This is a genomic window from Anaerocolumna jejuensis DSM 15929 (assembly GCF_900142215.1).
Classification (GTDB): domain Bacteria; phylum Bacillota; class Clostridia; order Lachnospirales; family Lachnospiraceae; genus Anaerocolumna; species Anaerocolumna jejuensis.
Map to the genome: position 1 here is coordinate 56,668 of NZ_FRAC01000014.1, position 19,589 is coordinate 76,256.

Here is a 19,589-nt window from a genome sequence, read left to right on the forward strand (position 1 = left end):
TATTACAGTAAAATCAAATTGCTCCCTCTATAAGCTAAGTTATTTGCAGCTGCCTCTTTTTGAGATTATTCTTCGCTACTCATTCAATACAATTGCCACAGCCTTTTTCCATGCCTCATACTTCATACCCCTATCCCGGGAGGACATTTCAGGCTTGTAACTCTGATAGGATAAATTCTGAAACACTTCTTCCTTATTATATAATCCCACAGCAATTCCTGCCATATAACCGGCTCCGATTGCCGATAATTCCTCACTGCTTGCCACGCAAACAGTCGTATCCGCCAGATCACTTTGAAACTGCATCAAATATTTATTCCGGGTTGGCCCGCCGTCCACCCGCAGCTCTTTGATTTCTGTATTACTTGCCAGTTCCATGACCTTTAGAACATCGGTAATCTGGTATGCAATGCTTTCAACGGATGCTTTTATGACTTCAGCCCTTCCTGTGGAGCGGGTCATTCCATATAACAGGGCCTTGGCATCCCCTCTCCAGTAAGGAGCCGATAATCCCGTAAAGGCAGGGACCAGTATGGTCGAGTCTTCCTTGTTTGCCGTCTTAAGCTGCTCTTCCAGTTCTTTTGGGTTCTCAATCATATGCATGTCATTCTGCAGCCAGGTAACTACAGCACCGGTATAATTGATATTTCCCTCTAACACATATTCTGCCTTTCCATCAATGCGCCATGCCAGGGAAACAGCCAATCCGGAACTGGTTTCCAAAGGCTCTCCGCCAATATTCATCATAATGGACGAGCCTGTTCCATATGTGGTCTTAACCATTCCCTTTGTATGGCATCCCTGTCCGAATAAGGCCCCATGGGAATCCCCAAGGACTGCATAAATGGGTATTTTTTCGTTCAAATAGCCCTCAAAATCCGTATATCCAAAGCAGGAATTGCTATCGCAGATTTCCGGCAGGGCTTTTAATGGAATTCCAAACATCCCGCACAGCTCTTCGTCCCACTTAAGGGTATGCAGATTTAATAATTGTGTCCTGGAGGCATTGGTATAATCCGTTTTAAAGCTTTTTCCAGCTGTAAGCTTATACAGCAGCCAGCTATCCATTGTTCCCAGGTGGTACTCCTCTTCCCTGATTTCATTCTCGATCAGCCATGTCATTTTAGAGGCTGAAAAGTACGGGGATAAGGGAAGTCCTGTCTTTTTGCAGATTTCTTCTGCTTTCTCTTTGAGCCTTTCCGCAATTTCCTCCGCCCTTTTGCATTGCCATACTACAGCATGACCAATGGCCTTGCCGTTCTTATCCCAGGCGGCCACGGTTTCTCTCTGATTGCTGATTCCGACTGCCTGCAAATCACTCTTTGCAATGCCGGAGGCTTCCACCACAGCTTTTACTGCCTTTTGCAGATTTTGATAGATTTCTTCCTGATTGTGGGATACCCAGCCCTTCTCGTTAATAATCTGTTCATGGCTGCAATCTGCCCGCCCTGTAATTTTTCCTTTTTCATCAAGGAGGACCGCCTTTGTTGCCTGCGTACTCTGGTCGATGCTTAGTATATACTTCATGTATTACTCCATTTCCTTCTCGATGGCTTTTGCGATTCCCTCACTGTCAAGCCCATAATATTGAAAGATTTCCTTATTCGTTCCCCCAATGATATGACCGTCCGGCAGGGAAAGGTTAATTACCTTTCCGGGGCAGTTTGCAGATACAATCTGCGCTGTAATACTTCCAAGCCCTCCATGGGGCGCATGCTCCTCCACCGTTACAACATGTTTTGCATTTTTCGCCGCTTTTATAATAGCTTCCTGGTCTATGGGTTTGATGCAGTACATATCGATAACACCAACACTTAAGCCTTTTTCCGTAAGCTTTTTTTGTGCTTCCACAGCATAGGGCACCATCTCTCCGCAGGCTATAATGACAGCATCTTTTCCCTCGGAAATGATATTTGCTTTATCCAGTGTAAACTCCATATGCTCTTCGTATACATCCTCCGTAGCGGAACGGCTGACACGTACATAGGCAGGCTTTTCATCCTTTAAGAGGGCTTCTATGAGCCTGGCCGTCTGAAAGCGGTCACTTGGCAGATATACTCTCATTCCCGGCAGAGAAGCCATGGATGCAATGTCCTGGCAGGAATGGTGCGTCATACCAAGAGCCCCATAGCTGACTCCACCGCTAATACCAATCAGTGTTACATTTGTACCCGAATAAGCAACATCCACCTTTGCCTGTTCATAGCTCCTTGTAGATAAAAAACTGGCAGGAGAGGCAGCAAATACCTTCTTCCCGCAGGAGGCAAGTCCCGCTGATACGGTAACCAGGTTCTGCTCCGCAATTCCAAGCTCGATAAACTGCTCCGGATACTGGTCTGCAAAGGGCGTTAAAGCAGCGGAGCCTCTGGAATCCGAACATACTACCAAAATGTCCTTATCCTTCTTCGCAGCTTCTGTTAATACATCACAAATCACCTGTCTGTTGGCTATTTTATTCACAGTAACACCTCCTCTAACTCTTTTACTGCCTGCGTATACTGTTCCTCCGTCAAGACACCATGGTGCCAGCCTTTTTTATTTTCCATAAAGGATACACCTTTTCCTTTTACCGTATGTGCAATGACAACGCTTGGTTTTCCTTTAAATTCAGCTGCAAGCTTGTAGCCGTCCAGTAGTCCCGGACAGCTGTTGCCATCCTGTACATCTATTACATTCCAGCCAAACGCTCTGAACTTTTCACCAAGATCATCACTGCTTAATACTTCTTTCGTCAGTCCGCTTATCTGCAGCCCGTTCAAATCCACGGTGGCACAAAGGTTATCAAGCTTATAATGGCTGGCTGCCATCATTGCCTCATAATTAGAACCTTCTGCCATCTCTCCGTCTCCAAGGACCACATAAGTACGGTAGGAGCGGCCATCCAGCTTGGCTGCAAGGGCCATTCCGACACCAAGGGCTATTCCGTGCCCAAGGGAGCCTGAATTCATCTCAATTCCCGGCACATCGGTATTGGGGTGCCCGATAAATCTTGAGTTAAAAGCACTGAAGGTCTTGATTGCTTCCTGTTTGTCAAAATATCCCCTGTCCCCTAACACCGCATATAAAGCGTCCGTACAATGACCCTTGCTCATGATAAAGCGGTCACGGTCCGGGTCCTTCCTGCTGTCCGGTGAAGTATTCAAAACTTTATAATAAAGAACAGTCAGGATATCAATTACGCTTAAATCTCCTCCAACATGGCCCGCTTTTGAATTGTAGATCATTTCAATGATATCACGCCTCAGTTCGTATGATTTTTTTGTGAGACTGTCCATATATACCTCTTTCTGCGCTGTCTGGCAGATTCACTGATGAATCTCTATTACAGGTTTGTGTGCGCAGCGCTGACACAAACCAACTGAAGGTAAATGATTAAATTCCCCGGAAACCTGATGTGAATTATTCGCCGCGGATATATGCTTTTACCTCTTCTTCGTTGTCATCGTATAAATCAGGACTGATGCCTATATATTTACAGGCTTCATAAAGCACCGGCACCACATCCCTGTGAATACCTACACAGTGATGGATGTATGGGCCTTCCACAATTTTAGCCTCCAGCTTTTTCAGGTTTTTCACTTCAACCCATACATAGGTCCCCTTTGTATAGGGACCGGGGATTCCCTTTGCATTTCCAAGCAATAAGGAGTATTCTCCGTTATCACCGTCAAATCTGCACAGTGTCATTTCACCATGCTTTGCCTCAGCTTCCACTGCCCCCGGATGACGAAAGGCCAGGGGATATCCTATCTTAGGCTTGCAGGAAGCACAGGAAATGGGCCAGGGACCGCAATGCTGCAGCAATTCTCCGTTTTCATTGTCCGGATGCCTTACGGTCCAGTCCGCAAAGAAGGTGCGGGCCTGATCCATCCCAGCTGCTTCGCACATAATTGCCGTAACCGCCCCATGGATATCCGTTTCACATACGACCGGAAGACCTTCTTCATTTAATAAACTGTTTGCTGCGCAGGGCATGATTCCCAATTCTCCCTGCAGGGCATTCCAGCATTGGATTGCAATGGCATTGCATCCATACTGGTCAGCAAGCTTCCTCATTGCCACTTTTAATGCCGCAATACTTTCCAATTCCTCGTCCTTTACAGCTACTTGGAAGTTCTCCCTGCAATATGCCATTACCTTGCTCACTTCCGCTTTTTCTTCCTTTGCCCTTTTTACCTCTATCGTTAACTCGGGAATCGGAATGGGCGCCAACTGGATATTGAATCTTTCCAGCAGTTCTCCTTCATTGCACATGGTCGACCAGAAATCATAGGGTCTGGGCCCAATCTGAAGTATCCTGGTATTGCGAAAGGCTTTCACTACATTACAAACCGCGAGGAAATTCCGGATACCCCGTTCAAATTCCGAATCCTCCAGCCGGCAGTTGGTCAAATATGTAAACGGTACCTGAAAGCGGCGCAGAACTTTTCCCGTTGCAAACAATCCGCACTGGCTGTCACGAAGTCTGATACCATTTTCGTCCGGCCTCTCATCTCGGGGTCCCCATAAAAGCACAGGCACACCAAGCTCCTTCGCCAAACGGGCCACTTCATATTCTGTTCCGAAATTTCCATGGGGGAAAAATAATCCGTCAACCTTCTTTTCCTTAAATTTAGCGGCAATTTTAATTCTGTCATTTTCATCGTGCAGCAGTCCGTCTTCCGCAATATCATTAATGTCTACAAAAGAAACACCCAGCTCTTTTAATTTACTTCTGGTCAAATCTGCATATTTCACTGCATCCGGTGCTGAAAATATACTTCTTCTTGTTGGTGCAAATCCCAAAACGATATTCTTCATATTTTTTCACCTCAAAGTTATATTTGATATTACTATTATTAAGTGAATTATACTTAATTTCAATAAACTATTAAGTTTTTATGCCCTCAATCGTTGACTTAATTCACTTAATCTCCTATACTTAACAGTAAAGAAATACCTACTGAAAGGTGTATATCATTATGTCAATTACAGCGAAAGAGCTTGCTAAATTACTGAATTTATCTGAAGCTGCTATCTCAATGGCACTTAACAATAAACCAGGTGTCAGCACAAAGACCAGAAAAATGGTCACGGAAGCAGCAAAGCAGCACGGTTATGATTTTACCCGAATAAATGAAGATAACACTGCCCTCCCAAGCACCAACGGCACTATATACTTTATTATTTACCGTAAGCATGGTGCGGTAGTTTCTGACACCCCCTTTTTCTCCCAGCTTTCAGAAGGAATTGACTGCGGGTGCAAACGGGCAAAGTATTATCTGAATGTCTATTATTTATACGAGGGTGATGATATAGAGAGTCATTTGACCCAGATTCTGAATCAAGGCTGCAAAGGTATTGTTCTGCTGGGCACAGAAATGAAAGAAGAAGATTTCAGACCCTTTTCCAAATTGACGCTTCCGCTGATACTGCTTGACAACTATTTTGAAACGATAACAAAGGACTGTGTATTGATCAACAATGTCCAGGGTTCTTATCAGGCGGCAAACTACCTGATTTCAAAATGCAAATCCCAGCCCGGATACTTGCACTCCTCCTACCTTATTAATAACTTCAGCGAGCGTGCCGACGGCTTTTATAAGGCAGTCCGTGCCAATGGCATGTCCACTTCAAAGTCAATCGTACACCTGCTGTCCCCTTCCGTGGAAGGTGCCTATGCCGATATGCTGGCTCTGCTGGACCAGGGAGAGGAAATTGCAGGCTGCTATTTTGCAGATAACGACTTAATCGCTGCCGGTGCAATAAAAGCCTTTCGGGAGCGCGGCTATAAAATCCCCGGCGATATTTCTGTTATCGGCTTTGATAATATGCCGGTCTGCACTTATATTGAGCCTAGTTTAACCAGTATAAATGTTCCCAAGCAATACATGGGTGAAATGGCAGTTCAAAGACTTGTATCTATAATCGGTGCCAAAGAATTTACTCCTGTTAAGATTGAAATTTTAACAAATTTAGTGAAGCGGAAATCCGTTTAAAGAACTACACCCTGCTTCACGGCAAACGCATGAAGGAATTAATTGTAATTAACCAGATGAGTTTGGCTTACATTTAAGAATTTTCCATTGAAGGGTTCTTAATGACACTTAACTGGCAGCAGTTGTTCCTAGCAGAAAGGATACCATTGTTTGAGCGTATTCCAGCGAGTTTGGTATCCTTTCTGCTGCCAGGAACAACCGCTGCCGGTTTAGTAGATTTTAGAACCCTGAACAGGAAAATTCTTAAATGTAAGCCAAACTCATCGGAAGCTTACATAATTATCCTTCATGCGTTTGCCGTGCACCCTGCTTACTGTCTCATTGATTTTTTGAAAGCACAGGAGTATAATCATTGTAAATTGGTATTTCCTGTAGATACCAATACAGCGGGCAAAGAAAAAAATATCAGAAAGGATGCCACATAATCTTCGCTCCTGTTATTACGGCAATACTGCAGCTGTCTGCGGTAGGATGATAAAATATGAAATATTTAAAATTTCTATTACTATGCATTCCTTTTTCCATTGCTGGTTATTATCTGAAATGGAACTCGACACTCACTTTTTTCCTGGTATGCTTTTCTATTGTACCTTTAGCAGGATTTTTAGGCAGTGCCACAGAGGAAATAGCTGTCTACACAGGTCCAAAACTCGGTGGCTTCCTCAATGCGACCTTTGGAAACGCTACAGAACTGATTATCAGTTTTTTTGCCATAAGAGCCGGTTTATATGAAGTGGTAAAGGCCTCTCTTGTAGGCTCCATACTAGGGAATATTCTTTTAGTCCTTGGCTGCAGTATTTTCGCAGGGGGGTTAAAACACAAGGAACTAAAATATGATTCCCAGCTTGGAAGCTTTACTGCCACCATGCTGCTCTTTGCTGTAATCGGACTTTCCATACCCGCTGTGTTTACATATCATGTATCCGAAAAGCTTGTCTCCTCCGATTATGAAAATTTAAGTATCATAACCAGTGTTATCATGCTCATTATTTATATCCTTGGTATGATATATTCCTTTAAGACGCAAAATGACCTATATGGAGTGGAGCATGCGGAGGATATCGATTCCAAATGGAGTCTGAAATTAAGTATCGTAATCCTTGCAGCCTGCACTGTTCTGATTGCCTACGAATCGGAACTTTTAGTTGATACCATTAAGCCCATGACCTCCTCTGCCGGAATATCACAGATGTTTGTGGGTATTATCCTTATTCCTATCGTAGGAAATGCAGCAGAACACAGTACTGCCGTTATCATGGCCCTTAAAAATAAGATGGATATTGCAATAGAAATTGCCGTCGGCTCCAGCCTTCAGATTGCTTTGTTTGTAATTCCCATCTCCGTTCTTATCAGCTTGTTCTTTACACCAATGAGTATTGTTTTAAAGCCCGTAGAGCTGTTCTTACTTTTCTCCAGTGTACTTATCGCCAACCAGATCGTAAAATCCGGAAGGTCCAACTGGATGGAAGGGCTGAAGCTAATATCTATCTACATCATAGCAGCAGCGGGATTTTTTATAATCGGATAGAAAGGATTTTAAAAATATGACAGATGAAATGCACAATCTTAATACAGATTTTAAAGAGCTTTTTTCAGAGAACAGGCTTGATGAACTGACTGAGCTGCTGGATACAACCTCTCCTGATGTCGTTCATACCATAACCAGTTTTAATTTTGATATTGTTAAGGGCTATCTGGATTCGGAGGAATTCCATCTGCTAAAACAGTACATCCGCTTTGTAGCCTTCACAAGTTTCCTCTGTGAATATGCGGGCCGCCGGCAAATCCTTTCCGAATCAGCCTTTCAATCGATGTCACACAGCTTTAACACTATTTTAGAATACATTCAGCAGAACAAATAAATACCGTATATTTTTCAGTTCTTTGTATATGCTAAGTAGAACTGAAAGGAGTATTTATTATGAATATTGAAAAAAGTAAAATTCAGACTCATACAAACAGTCAAAAGGATGGCACTGCAAAGGACAGCACCCTTGATAAAATCAACCTCGATTATGACTTTAATACGGAATATGGCGACGGTGATATCCCGGATATTGATAAACCATCCGGTTCCAGCAGGGATAAGGAAACAGACACCTGAGCTTTTGCATCCAAATGCTATGGCAGGAAGCCGGCATCTGCTCCTGCCATAGCACAGATTTTACTTGCCCCCTTATAGCAGATATCGTATAATGAAGTCGTTCTTAATTCCTACACCTATGAAGGAGTACATAATGAAACAGATCAAAAAAGCAGCCCTTGCGCTAATAACTGCTGCCTCCCTTGCCCTGTCGCCGGTCGCAATCCCTTATACACCGGTTATCAGTCAGGTACAGGCAGCCACCGTAAAATTGAATACTACAAAAGCTACATTGTATACAGGAAATACAATGACATTAAAAATTGCCGGAACCACTTCAAAGATAAGCTGGACAAGCAGCTCACCTAAAGTTGCAAAGGTATCAGGCAAAGGAGTCGTTACCGGGCTTAAAGCCGGACATGCTGCCATAACGGCCTCTGTCAGCGGAAAAAAATATACCTGCAGCATTACAGTAAAAAAACCCTCCATTAACCAGTCAGCTTTAAAGCTTTCAAATGGAGATACTGCAAATCTAACAGTAAAAGGAGCAGTTGGCTCACTGACCTGGAAGAGCTCAAATCCCAAGGTCGCTGCCGTAAGCAGCAAGGGACTGGTTACAGCCAAGTCTGTTGGAACTGCCACTGTAACCGCCAGCGGCAAACATAATACATATACCTGCAGGGTAACCGTAATAAAGAAGGTGTCCAGAATTTCCTCCAGTGCAGCTGCCATTACCTTGAACCAGGAAAGCTATGTGACTGTTACCCTGAAGAACTCTACACAGGATGATACCGTACTTTATGATGTTGCCAATGAAAATGTTGTTTCCTGTAAATGGGGCGACTGGGCAGATGATGAAGACAGTTTAAAGCTCTATCTTATCCCTAAGAAAAAAGGCACCACTACCGTAACCGTAAAAACGAAGACCGGAACGGATAAAGCAACCTTCCAGGTTACAGTGGGAACAGATTCCCGCGCATCGGCAACAGCTCCTGAGGCCACCAAGATTGCTGAAAAATGCTCACCTTCCGTTGTGCAGATAACCACTGATATCGGAATTGGTACCGGCTTCTTTATTGATAAGGGAGTAATTGCTACAAATTACCATGTTATCAAGGGTGCTTCCATTGTATCGGTAGAGCTTAAAGATGGAAAGGAATATACCGTTAAAACAATCCTTGGTTATGATGAAGATTTGGATATGGCCCTTTTAAGCCTGCCAGGTGTTGGAACACCTCTTACTATCAGTAAATTTGCTCCGAAGGCAGGAGATACTGCCTATGCTATCGGAAGCCCCATGGGTCTTGAAAATACTTTCAGCAAAGGCATTATATCAAATGCCTCCCGAATAGCAGAGGACGTTGATTACATACAGACAGATACCGCACTCTCTACCGGTAACAGCGGAGGACCTCTCCTGAATGCATTCGGTGAAGTAATCGGCATTAATACAATGCAATACTCCGAGGGACAAAATCTAAATTTTGCTCTCAATATCACTCAGTTATACCGCATAAGCACATTGGATCCGGTTCCCGTCAGCAGCCTCACTGAAGACAGTGATACGGATTATTCCAAAATAACCATTAACGAAGATACTTCAAAAAGTAAAAGCATCGCTACTGCTCAGGACCTGCCTGACGGCTACTATGTCACAGGAACTATCGATCCTTCCGCCGATTCCATTGGAACGGATTCTTACCGGATAACCCTTGATAAGTATTCCCGTATCGGCGTTATGGCCGCTACGACCACCGAATATCCTACGGACCTTAAAAATATGCATCTTATTATTGCAGATTCCAATAATAAGGCTATACTGTACGATTATACAGATGACGATAGTGACGGATTTTTAAATATTTTCGCCGACCTGCCAGCCGGTACCTATTATATACAGGTATGTACCATGCCAGGTAAAATCTATGTTCCATTGCCTTATTTTATCTTTTACAATCAATACAAATTAAAATAATGATAAAATGATGAAAGAAGCTGTTGTGTACTATCTCTATACAGGTTTTCCCCTGTAAAGAGCGTACGGCAACAGCTTCTTTTAGTTTACTTCGCTTTTACTGCCTTTTCTTCCTTTCTCTATTTCCTGTTTCTTTAAGGAAGGGTATTTAATTTCGCACTGACAGTATTGGCAAAATCATAATTGTTGGTGGCATCCCAATTAATGGACCAGGTCATTGCACCACGCAGTGCAGGATATGTTCTGGGCGGTTTATAGGAGCCGCCCCCAGTACCCTTTGTAAGGCAATCCAGAGCCGAATTCACAACACTTGGAGCAACATAGCCGCCTCCGGCTGCCCTCGTAGATGCAGGCAGTCCAAGACCAACCTGGTCAGGACGAAGGCCGTTTTCCAATTGGATAGCTGCCAGAGCTGTCAGGAAGTCCACAGAGCCCTGGGCATATACCTTGCCATCCTGTCCCAGCATAGTGCCGGAGTTATAGTACTGGGTATTTACAACGGTCAAAATATCCTTGATATTCAAGGCAACCTGGAAATAGCCTGAACCAACTGACTGCATGTCAAGAGTCTGGGGAGCCATGGTAATAATCAGACCTGAGCCTGCTTTTGAAGAAAGCTGGCGTAAGGCGGAGGTCATATAGGCAGCATTGATTCCATTTTCCAGATCAATGTCCACACCGTCAAATCCGTATTTTGTCATTAATGAATATACACTGTTGGCAAAATTCGCAGCGGAGGCTTCACTATTTACACTGATGGATCCTGTTTCACCACCTACAGAGATTATAACCTTCTGTCCCTTTGTTTTTGCCGCTGCAATATCATTGATAAACTGCTGTTCCGTATAGCCTCCCAGCTTGGAAGCAAGGCTGGAATCCAGTCTAAAGGTTACCTCCCCTGCATTGGCTGTTGCTTCTGCAAAGGCTACAGCAATAATATTGTAGGTCTGGGGAACATCGCTGAGCTTAAGGCACTTTGCACCATTATCAAAGTTCTGCCAGTAACCGGTCAGAATGTGAGCAGGAAGCCCTGTCTGATTCTTTGAAATGGTATAGGCACTGCTCACTACTGCTGAGTCCTTCAAATTGGAAGCAGTTGCATAAGCCTTGATCGTAGTTGCAGCTGTCACTGCAATGGCTCCGGTGTATACCTTGGAGGCTGCTCCGGGAGTGGTTCCATCGGTTGTGTAGCGGATTGTTGCATTACCTGTTGCACAGGTAAGGGTTACATCCACATTTCCGTAATAGGTTCCGCCAGCCGGTGAAAAAGCCGGAGCTGCTGTTGTATCACTCTTATTAATGGTATAAGTGGCAGCAGCGGTCTGGGAATCATTCATACCGGAAAGAAATGCCTTGGCCTTTACTGTGGTAGTGGATGAGATAGCAATAGCTCCTGTATAGGCTGCCGAGGAAGCCGTAGGTTCACTGCCGTTTAAGGTATAGCGTATCGTACTCCCGGCAGTGGAGCAGGTAATTGTAACATTCTGGGCCGTTGTATAGGTCCCTCCCCCAGGACTAAATACCGGTGTTGCTGCTGTCTGGGGCGTCCCGCCGTTATATAAGGACCAAAGGGCAGGTACGATCGGCGGTTCCCAGCCGGTAAGCGCCGTATGCGCCTGGATGCATTGATAGTTACTGTCTCCATAGGAAACAATGTCACCTACCTTATAGGCAGTTCCTGCCTGCCAGGCTGGATAGGCTGCTTTTACGGCGGCATGGGATGACAGGGTAAAGACCATAACAAACATGATGATAACAGCAGTTGTTTTTATCAGCTTTTTTCTATTCATATTCTCTCCTCCTATAGAAGCTGCCTATTACACTAAATTCCATAAAGCCGGTACGGCAGCGGGTGTCCATCCTTCCAAAGCAGTATGTGCCTGGATGCATTTATAGGTTTTTCCCTCATAGGTTACAAGATCTCCTACTTTATAAGCAGTACCCGGTGCCCATGCTGCTGTCTGTCCGGAATTTATGGTATAGCTCTGGGTAATGGTAGCTGAACTGGTCATGCCGCTCTTGAAGGCCTTAGCCTTTATGGTAGTTGTAGCACTTACCGTAAGAGCTGACGAATACAGAGGGGATGAAGCAGCAGGCTCTGAGCCGTCGGTGGTATAATGAATTTCTGCTCCTGACGTTGCGCAGCTGATAGCTACTGTCTGAGCACTGGTATAGGTACCGGCTGCCGGGTTGAATACCGGTGCTGCCACTGTCTGGGCAGTTCCTATGGTATAATCAGCCGTCACTGTTGCCGAGCTGTTCATACCGCTCTTAAAGGCTTTTGCTTTTACAGTAGTTGTTGCACTTACCGTAAGAGGGGAAGAATACAAAGGAGAGGAAGCAGCAGGCTCCGTACCGTCTGTTGTATAACGGATTTCAGCCCCTGAGGTAGCACTGGAAATTGTTACAGTCTGAGCGCTGGCGTAAGTTCCCCCTGCCGGACTGAATACCGGTGCTGCCGCTGTCTGGACGTTACTTCCAATCAGCTTTTGGAAAGCAAGGCTTGTCATTTCATAATTACTGGTATCGCCTGAGATTTCCCAAACAATCAAACCGCCATATCCATTGCTGTTAATATAATCACATCTGGCACTTAAGGAAGTGGTATCCTCATAGCTTAGAACAATTCCCTGGGATGCATTATACAGCCATGGAGTCTTGGTAGTATCATCCCTGTATTTTATATAGCCATTCTGGTTCTCCATGGTCTTTAAGGTGAAATAGGGATACTGTCCTCCCGGTGACTGAGGATTGTCCCAGGAGCCTGTTGCTGCTCCTGTAGCATTTCCATACATTCCGTTTACTCCGCCCGTAACACCCTTCCAGCCTCTGGAATAATAGGGTGTTCCCACATACAGCTTCTCAGCAGGAATCTTATAGACCTGCTGCAAAGTCTTCATGGCAGAATCCGTATTATACCTGTTCTTAATATCAATGGGAGAAGTGCCGGAAGGATCATTGGGATTTGCATAGATGGGAGACTGGTGGTTCGTTGTCGTTTCCCATGCTCCGTGCATATCGTAAGTCATAACATTTAACCAGTCCAGATACTGGGCATAAACATTCGGTTCCTGCAATTCCAGCTTGTCATAGCCGGAAGGAGCTGCTATTGTCAGCAGCTTGCCGCTTAACCCATTATTATTATATGCCTGGCGGATTTCACGCAGCAATGAAGTGAAATTCTGCTTATCCTCCGGTCCCCCCGGGCATCCTTTGTCATACTGGTCATTCGGGTCTGCTGCCCTGTTAACACCGGGATATTCCCAGTCCAGATCAATTCCGTCAATAAAGGGATATTTTTTCAGAAAATCAATTACACTCTGGATAAATACAGCCCTGCTGGAAGAGGTGGCAGCCATTGCATGGAAATTCTGGCCCCTTGTCCATCCTCCAACAGATATGATTATTTTCACATTCGGATAGAGATTCTTATAGTACTTATACTCTCCGAAATGTCCCCTTAACTGATTGGTATCCCATCCCTCGGAATGATCCATCATTTTGTCAAAGTCAGCAAAGGTATCTGTGGATGCCAGTTTAAAGGAAGAATCCACCTCAAAAAAGGCATGGTTGATAACCGTAATCTTATCCCAGGGCATCATGCCTACGGTTATTGAGCGGTGGGCACTGTTATAGATCCCCCAGTTCGGGAAATAAACAACAATGTTTTTCCCCGAAGCAGCCTTCGCAGTATCTGCGCCGGCAGGTATCATTGTTACCAATAAGGCAAGTGCCAATAATACCCCTATCATTTTTTTGATTTGTTTCATAAATTAACCCCTTTCTTATAATATATACTCAACATGGCAGCTGATAACCTCCGGATAAGGACCAATTCTCCCCCTTCCTTCATCCAGGTATTGGTTGTTATTTACTGTCACGTAAGCCGATAGGAATATACTCCCCCTTTACTTCTAAAAGATAATTACAGCAGTATTTCAGATATCCCAAAAAATATTTTATTTCATCAATATTCTATGTTATTCTGTTTTTTTCGACATTGTTATGATAAATTAACCTTAGGATGAAATTTGACTGAAATTGAAAGCAAAAAGAATCTTTACGGGCAGGAAATAAAGAAAACCTGCAGCCAAGTATCCCATAATAATTAACCATATATCCATTAACTGAGAGTCCTTTTATATGTACCATTCTCTCTTAAGGATCTGTCTTATCAACAAGGTTAAGAAGTATAATAACTGCTGCCGGTCCAAGAAAGCAACAAAGAAGTATCTTTTAATTGGTTCCATTATAGTATAATTCTTCCAACAAGTAATTGTATATATTTGTTATTTTTATTGATTTATTGGCATATTTTGTTTATTAATTAAGAAATGTTTTCTTTTTTGGCACGACGGCTGATTTTAGACGCTGTTTTTAGACAGCATGGCAAACGTATGAGACCAAATAATGGATAGGAACAGATGACCAAGGGGGTTGTTTTGGAGTTTTGTCTCAAGAGGTTCCTTATGACACTTAAGCGGCAGGAAACGTGACTAGGTAAAACAGTGCCACTGTTTGAGCTTGATACCTTACACAGCCAAATTTGTCACAGCGAGTTTGGCGCTGATTTACCTGCCAGTCACGTTTTCTGCCGCTTTAGTGGAATAAGGGTTCTCGCGTAACAAAACTCCAAAACAACCCCCTTGGTCATCGTCCGGTTCCATAAACTTCCTTTATGCGTTTGACATGGAAATGACAGCTGTTGCTATGGACATGACGGCTGTACACTTGACCTTCCTTTTTAAAAGGCGTATAATGGCTTTTTGCACGGTCACTTTAGTCTCCGTAATAAAAAATAAGGTGATAAATGATGAAATTTAAGTTTTTAAATCAAAATTTGGAACAGCGCCGTGAGCTGATATTACGCGGAAATGTTCTATCCACTATCCTCATGCTGTCCGTTCCTTCTCTGATGATGGGTATTGTACAGTCCCTGATACCCGTTATTGACGGATTATTCTTAAATAACCTGGCAGGCACCAATGCAGCCAGTGCAGTAACCTACTGTACCCCAATCGTAAATATGACTTCCGCCCTGTCCCAGGGACTTAGTGTTGCCGGAATGGCAATCATCGGCCAGTCAAATGGAAGGGGCGACTATAAGGGAAGCCGCCGGATAACGGTGCAATTGGTGGTATTTGCTTTTATATTGGGATTTCTCTTAGCTCCCCTCCTGGTAGGTCTTGCTTTTCCCATATCCTCTCATGTGGACAGTGAAATTGCACATAATGTATTCTTATATCTGGCATTAAATGCCCTTGTAATACCCTTTTCTTTTCTGGAATCCATCTATAATGCAATTAAAAATGCAAGCGGCAAGCCGGAGGATTCCTTTATCCGGATGATTATCATGCTGATCCTTAAGATTGTATTTAACACTCTCTTTGTAGCCATCTTGCCCCTGGGACTTATCGGCTCCGTTATGGCCTCCCTGGCCTCCAACTTTCTGATTACCTTATGGATGTTTTATGAGCTTTTCCTGAAAAAGACCGGAGACAGGCTGGAATTCAAAGGCTTCCATTTTGACAGCAATATTATAAAGCAGCTTTTGCACATCGGTTTCCCTTCCATGCTCTCAAGCCTTATGCTTAACCTGGGCTTCTTCTTAATAAACAATGAGGTTGAAAAATACGGTGCCATTGTGCTGAACGGGCAGGGTATTGCAAATAATATCACCTCCGTCTGCTTTATACTGCCCTCCTCCTTTGGTTCTGCAGTTACTACCATGGTGAGCATGAACATCGGAGCAAATCAGAGTAAAAGAGCAAGGTTTTCCTGTCTGGTGGGCTGTATTACCAGTGCCATTACCGCTATCATCCTGATTGCCGTCATTGTTCCCCTTTCCTCCCATATTACGGTGCTGTTCACCAGAGAAGCGGAGGTACTTGCCATTGCCAACAGAGCATTACATATCTATACCTATTCCGTGGTGGGCTTTGGCGTATGCATGGTAGAACAGGGGGCTTTTATCGGCCTCGGCAAGACAAAGATAACCCTGGTCATAAGTATCCTCCGGGTATGGCTGCTGCGGTATCTCTTCATACTTGCAACAGAACAGGCCTTAGGCTACTATTCCGTATTCTGGGGGAATCTTTTCTCCAATTACATGGCGGCCCTGCTGATAACCATATTGATTTTTAAAGTAAAATGGAAATCTGATTTATGATTAAATAGAAAGAATCAAGATAGAAAGGGTGTCGCAAAATCACTGAAAATCAAGTGATTAAGCAACACCCTTCTTCTTTATAACAAAAATTAGAGAGGAATTTTATAAGCCTTCATGCTTGATGTTTATAAAGAGCATTTCATGAATTTATTGATATTAATTGCTCATTTAAGTATTCCTTATGTTCTCTTTTGATTTTTTCTAATACTTCTTTATTTTCTAATAAATCAAGAGCTGTAAAACTTAACACCTTTGCTCCTAACAGGATAGATGCAAGCCCTTTTTCTGAACACGCAGCTGCTTTCATCTCCTCACTATGACCAGCAACAGGAATATCTGTAATCGCAATACTTGGTTGTATTACCGGTATTATCTGAGACACATTTCCAACATCTGTAGAACCCATTGGTTCATTTTGCTTTCTAGGTGTAATAACTTCCCCAAACAGATTCAGATTTTTTTCATATATCTCATCAAAGTATGGAGTAGGTATCGTATTTTCCACTCGGTTCTGATAAGGCTGCATACGACCTTTTGCTCCAGTAGCAAGAGCTGCTCCCTCAACAATACGTTCAACCTTCTGATAGACTTCTTCTAAGACCGGTGCGGTAGCTGCACGAAAATAAAACTTTGCCTTAGCATAATCAGGTACAATATTTGGAGCATCTCCTCCTTTGGTAATAACTCCATGAATCCGAACATCCCTTGATAAATGCTGTCTTAGCGCATTGATAGAATTATAGACCTGAATAATAGCATCCAATGCATTAATCCCTTTTTCCGGTGCTCCTGCTGCATGCGCTGCCCGTCCCCAGAATTCAATATCCACCGGTGCACATCCAAGAGATTTTCCTGTTAATTTATGCTCATTTGCCCCAGGATGTACACAAAGGGCAGCATCAACATCATTAAAGAACCCTTCTCTTACAAAGCTCCCTTTTGCACTGCCATTTTCTCCGCCTTCTTCTCCCGGAGTTCCATAAACTCTTACTTCTCCACCTGTTTTTTCAAGAACCTGCTTTAACGCTGACGCAGCTAATAGAGAAGTTGCTCCAAAAAGGTTATGCCCACAGCCATGTCCCAACCCTTCCAACGCATCATATTCAGCTAAAAAAACAAAAATTGGTCCCGGTTTGTTTGACTGATATATTGCTGTAAATCCTGTTCTGTGCCCTGCCACATCTGTTTTTACAGTAAAGCCTTCTTTAATAAGTTGTTCTGAAAGGCGTTTGCAGGCAAAGAATTCATAGTTGCTTACTTCAGGATGCTTATGTATATCAATTGCGATCTCTTTATAGGTATCTCCTCTCTCTTCAATAAAATCTATTATTTTTTTTCTTTCATCCATATTAATTTCCTCTCTATTACAAAAGTGCTTAAAAGCTGATATTCTTTCTTAAAAATCTCCTTTTTCATCACAATAAACAAAATGCCCTGTCTTTATTTCCCTCCAAAAAAGATTTTTTTTATCAGAATGCAGCATAAAGATTTCTCTTTTTCTTTCCCTCTCTGAATAGGGATCCGGAAGAGGAATAGCTGAAATAAGACTTTTGGTATATGGGTGGATTGGGTTTCTATAAATTTCATCAGCTTCTCCCAGTTCCACCAATTTACCTTTATACATCACTCCAATACGATCGGATATGTATTTAACCATGGACAAATCATGAGCAATAAACAGATAAGTAAGCATATTATTCTTTTGTAATTTTTTTAAAAGATTCACCACCTGAGCCTGGATTGAGACATCCAAAGCTGATATGGGTTCATCACATACAATAAGTTGAGGGCTTAAAGCAAGTGCCCTTGCTATTCCTATTCTCTGACGCTGCCCGCCGGAGAATTCATGTGGATATCTGGATGCAAAATCCATATTTAGACCTACAGTCTGTAATAATTGGTTCACTCTGTCGTTCCGTTCCTTTTTTGAGTTAACCATATTATGAATATCTAACCCTTCTGCAATAATATCTCTTACCTTTTTTCGAGGATCCAGTGAGGCATAAGGATCCTGAAAGACTATTTGTACTTCCTGCCTGAATTGCATTTGTTCTTTTTTATTATGAATTTCAGTAATATTCTTTCCTTTATATCGTATGGTTCCTGATGTTATATCCAGTAGCTTTACAATCATACGCCCCATCGTTGTTTTACCGCATCCTGACTCTCCCACCAGTCCGAAAGTTTCTCCTTTTTTAATATAAAAACTAATTCCATCAACTGCATTTACTCGCTGCGTTCCATTATCATATGTATGTACAAGTTCCTCCACTTCAAGTATTTTATTTATTTCCTTCATAAAGACCGCTCCTTTTTAAAAATTCTTCTCTGCGCTCTCTTAAGGCTGCCGGAGGATTAACTGCAGGGGCTCTTTCATCTAAAAGCCAAGTGGCTGCATAATGTGTATTACTAATTCGAAACAAAGGCGGTTCATAAAGCTCATCAACAGCCATAGCATATTCATTTCTTGGTGCAAAGGCATCTCCTGAAGAGGGTTTCAAAAGATTAGGAGGGGAACCGGGAATTGTGTATAAAGATGATGTATTCATATCTAATGTTGGCATTGATTTTAACAATCCCCAAGTATAAGGATGTCTTGGATCATAAAATATTTCATCCGCCTGGCCAATTTCTACTATTCTCCCTGCATACATTACTGCCACACGATCTGCCACATTTGCAACCACACCCAAATCATGTGTGATAAATATAATTGAGGTATTAATTTTTTTCTGTAAAGCTTTCAACAAGTCAATTATCTGTGCCTGCATCGTAACATCCAGAGCTGTTGTAGGCTCGTCAGCAATCAGCACTTTGGGATTGCAAGCCAATACCATAGCTATTACAATTCTTTGCCTTTGACCTCCCGAAAATTCATGAGGGTATTGTTTGCTTCGGCATTTTGAATCTTCTATCCCCACCATCCGCAATAGTTCAAGCATGCGGTTTCTGGCTTCTCTTCGGCTTACCTTTTTATGAAGCGTTATAGCTTCTTCAATTTGCCGCCCAATTTTCATTGTCGGATCCAAAGAAGTCATAGGGTCTTGAAAGACCATTGCTATATCATTCCCTCTTATATGGCGCATAGTACGTTCACCTATCTTAAGAATATCCATTCCCTCTAAGAGAATTTCTCCAGCATCAATAGATGCATTCATTGACAGCAAACGCATAATTGCCCTGCATGTTACAGTCTTACCGCTCCCTGATTCCCCCACAATAGCCAGTGTTTCTCCTTTATGCAGTGAAAAACTTACATTCCTTACCGCATGTACCTTACCGGCCTGTGTAGAAAAGGAAACAGATATATTTTTAACTTCCAGCTGTGTATCTGACATTCTTCTACCTGTTTACACACCATATGGTATGGCCATATTCCACAAA

15 protein-coding genes are annotated in these 19,589 nt (G+C 43.0%); 6 read left to right on the forward strand and 9 right to left on the reverse strand.

The window, feature by feature from the left end; translation table 11 throughout:
• Positions 1-75: 75 nt before the first annotated feature.
• The 4 genes from BUB77_RS14460 to BUB77_RS14475 form a co-directional block, all read right to left on the reverse strand.
• Positions 76-1,527 carry an FGGY-family carbohydrate kinase gene (locus tag BUB77_RS14460; RefSeq protein WP_073277135.1) on the reverse strand — a complete coding sequence of 484 codons (1,452 nt, stop codon included), beginning with the start codon at positions 1,525-1,527 and terminating at the stop codon, positions 76-78.
• 3 nt (positions 1,528-1,530) lie between these two features.
• Positions 1,531-2,460, reverse strand: a complete 930-nt coding sequence (locus tag BUB77_RS14465) for a transketolase family protein (protein ID WP_073277137.1) — start codon at positions 2,458-2,460, stop codon at positions 1,531-1,533.
• Entirely contained in the window at positions 2,457-3,275 is an 819-nt protein-coding gene (locus tag BUB77_RS14470) for a transketolase (protein ID WP_073277139.1), read from the reverse strand. The genes BUB77_RS14465 and BUB77_RS14470 overlap by 4 nt, the downstream gene beginning before the upstream one ends.
• Positions 3,276-3,399: 124 nt before the next feature.
• Complete coding sequence (locus tag BUB77_RS14475) at positions 3,400-4,800, reverse strand: L-fucose/L-arabinose isomerase family protein (protein WP_073277141.1); 1,401 nt, start codon at positions 4,798-4,800, stop codon at positions 3,400-3,402.
• Positions 4,801-4,961: 161 nt separating this feature from the next.
• Between BUB77_RS14475 and BUB77_RS14480 the strand changes: the two genes are divergently transcribed.
• The 5 genes from BUB77_RS14480 (at position 4,962) to BUB77_RS14505 (ending at position 10,036) form a co-directional block, all read left to right on the forward strand.
• Positions 4,962-5,978 carry a LacI family DNA-binding transcriptional regulator gene (locus BUB77_RS14480; RefSeq protein WP_073277143.1) on the forward strand — a complete coding sequence of 339 codons (1,017 nt, stop codon included), beginning with the start codon at positions 4,962-4,964 and terminating at the stop codon, positions 5,976-5,978.
• A gap of 481 nt (positions 5,979-6,459) precedes the next feature.
• Positions 6,460-7,506 carry a calcium/proton exchanger gene (gene cax / locus BUB77_RS14490; RefSeq protein ID WP_073277147.1) on the forward strand — a complete coding sequence of 349 codons (1,047 nt, stop codon included), beginning with the start codon at positions 6,460-6,462 and terminating at the stop codon, positions 7,504-7,506.
• A gap of 16 nt (positions 7,507-7,522) precedes the next feature.
• Complete coding sequence (locus BUB77_RS14495; RefSeq protein WP_073277149.1) at positions 7,523-7,840, forward strand: hypothetical protein; 318 nt, start codon at positions 7,523-7,525, stop codon at positions 7,838-7,840.
• A gap of 59 nt (positions 7,841-7,899) precedes the next feature.
• Positions 7,900-8,082 carry a hypothetical protein gene (locus tag BUB77_RS14500; protein ID WP_073277151.1) on the forward strand — a complete coding sequence of 61 codons (183 nt, stop codon included), beginning with the start codon at positions 7,900-7,902 and terminating at the stop codon, positions 8,080-8,082.
• Positions 8,083-8,215: 133 nt separating this feature from the next.
• Positions 8,216-10,036: a trypsin-like peptidase domain-containing protein gene (locus BUB77_RS14505; protein ID WP_073277153.1), complete on the forward strand. Its 1,821-nt coding sequence runs from the start codon at positions 8,216-8,218 to the stop codon at positions 10,034-10,036.
• A gap of 134 nt (positions 10,037-10,170) precedes the next feature.
• On the opposite strand, the gene BUB77_RS14510 is transcribed toward BUB77_RS14505, so the two are convergent.
• Together BUB77_RS14510 and BUB77_RS14515 are read right to left on the reverse strand one after the other, a co-directional pair.
• Positions 10,171-11,826 carry a chitinase gene (locus BUB77_RS14510; RefSeq protein WP_073277155.1) on the reverse strand — a complete coding sequence of 552 codons (1,656 nt, stop codon included), beginning with the start codon at positions 11,824-11,826 and terminating at the stop codon, positions 10,171-10,173.
• A gap of 27 nt (positions 11,827-11,853) precedes the next feature.
• Positions 11,854-13,806, reverse strand: a complete 1,953-nt coding sequence (locus BUB77_RS14515) for a glycosyl hydrolase family 18 protein (RefSeq protein ID WP_073277157.1) — start codon at positions 13,804-13,806, stop codon at positions 11,854-11,856.
• A 1,040-nt stretch (positions 13,807-14,846) separates the two neighbouring features.
• Between BUB77_RS14515 and BUB77_RS14520 the strand changes: the two genes are divergently transcribed.
• Positions 14,847-16,205 carry an MATE family efflux transporter gene (locus BUB77_RS14520; RefSeq protein WP_242962517.1) on the forward strand — a complete coding sequence of 453 codons (1,359 nt, stop codon included), beginning with the start codon at positions 14,847-14,849 and terminating at the stop codon, positions 16,203-16,205.
• 139 nt (positions 16,206-16,344) lie between these two features.
• On the opposite strand, the gene BUB77_RS14525 is transcribed toward BUB77_RS14520, so the two are convergent.
• From BUB77_RS14525 to BUB77_RS14535, 3 genes are read right to left on the reverse strand one after another with little or no spacing between them, the layout of a single operon-like run.
• A complete protein-coding gene (locus BUB77_RS14525; protein WP_073277161.1) occupies positions 16,345-17,553 on the reverse strand; it encodes a M20 family metallopeptidase in 1,209 nt (402 codons plus the stop codon).
• Between the two features lie 48 nt (positions 17,554-17,601).
• Entirely contained in the window at positions 17,602-18,504 is a 903-nt protein-coding gene (locus BUB77_RS14530; RefSeq protein ID WP_073277163.1) for an ABC transporter ATP-binding protein, read from the reverse strand.
• Positions 18,488-19,543 carry an ABC transporter ATP-binding protein gene (locus BUB77_RS14535; RefSeq protein ID WP_073277165.1) on the reverse strand — a complete coding sequence of 352 codons (1,056 nt, stop codon included), beginning with the start codon at positions 19,541-19,543 and terminating at the stop codon, positions 18,488-18,490. Before BUB77_RS14535 ends, BUB77_RS14530 begins: the two co-directional genes overlap by 17 nt.
• Positions 19,544-19,589: the final 46 nt, after the last annotated feature.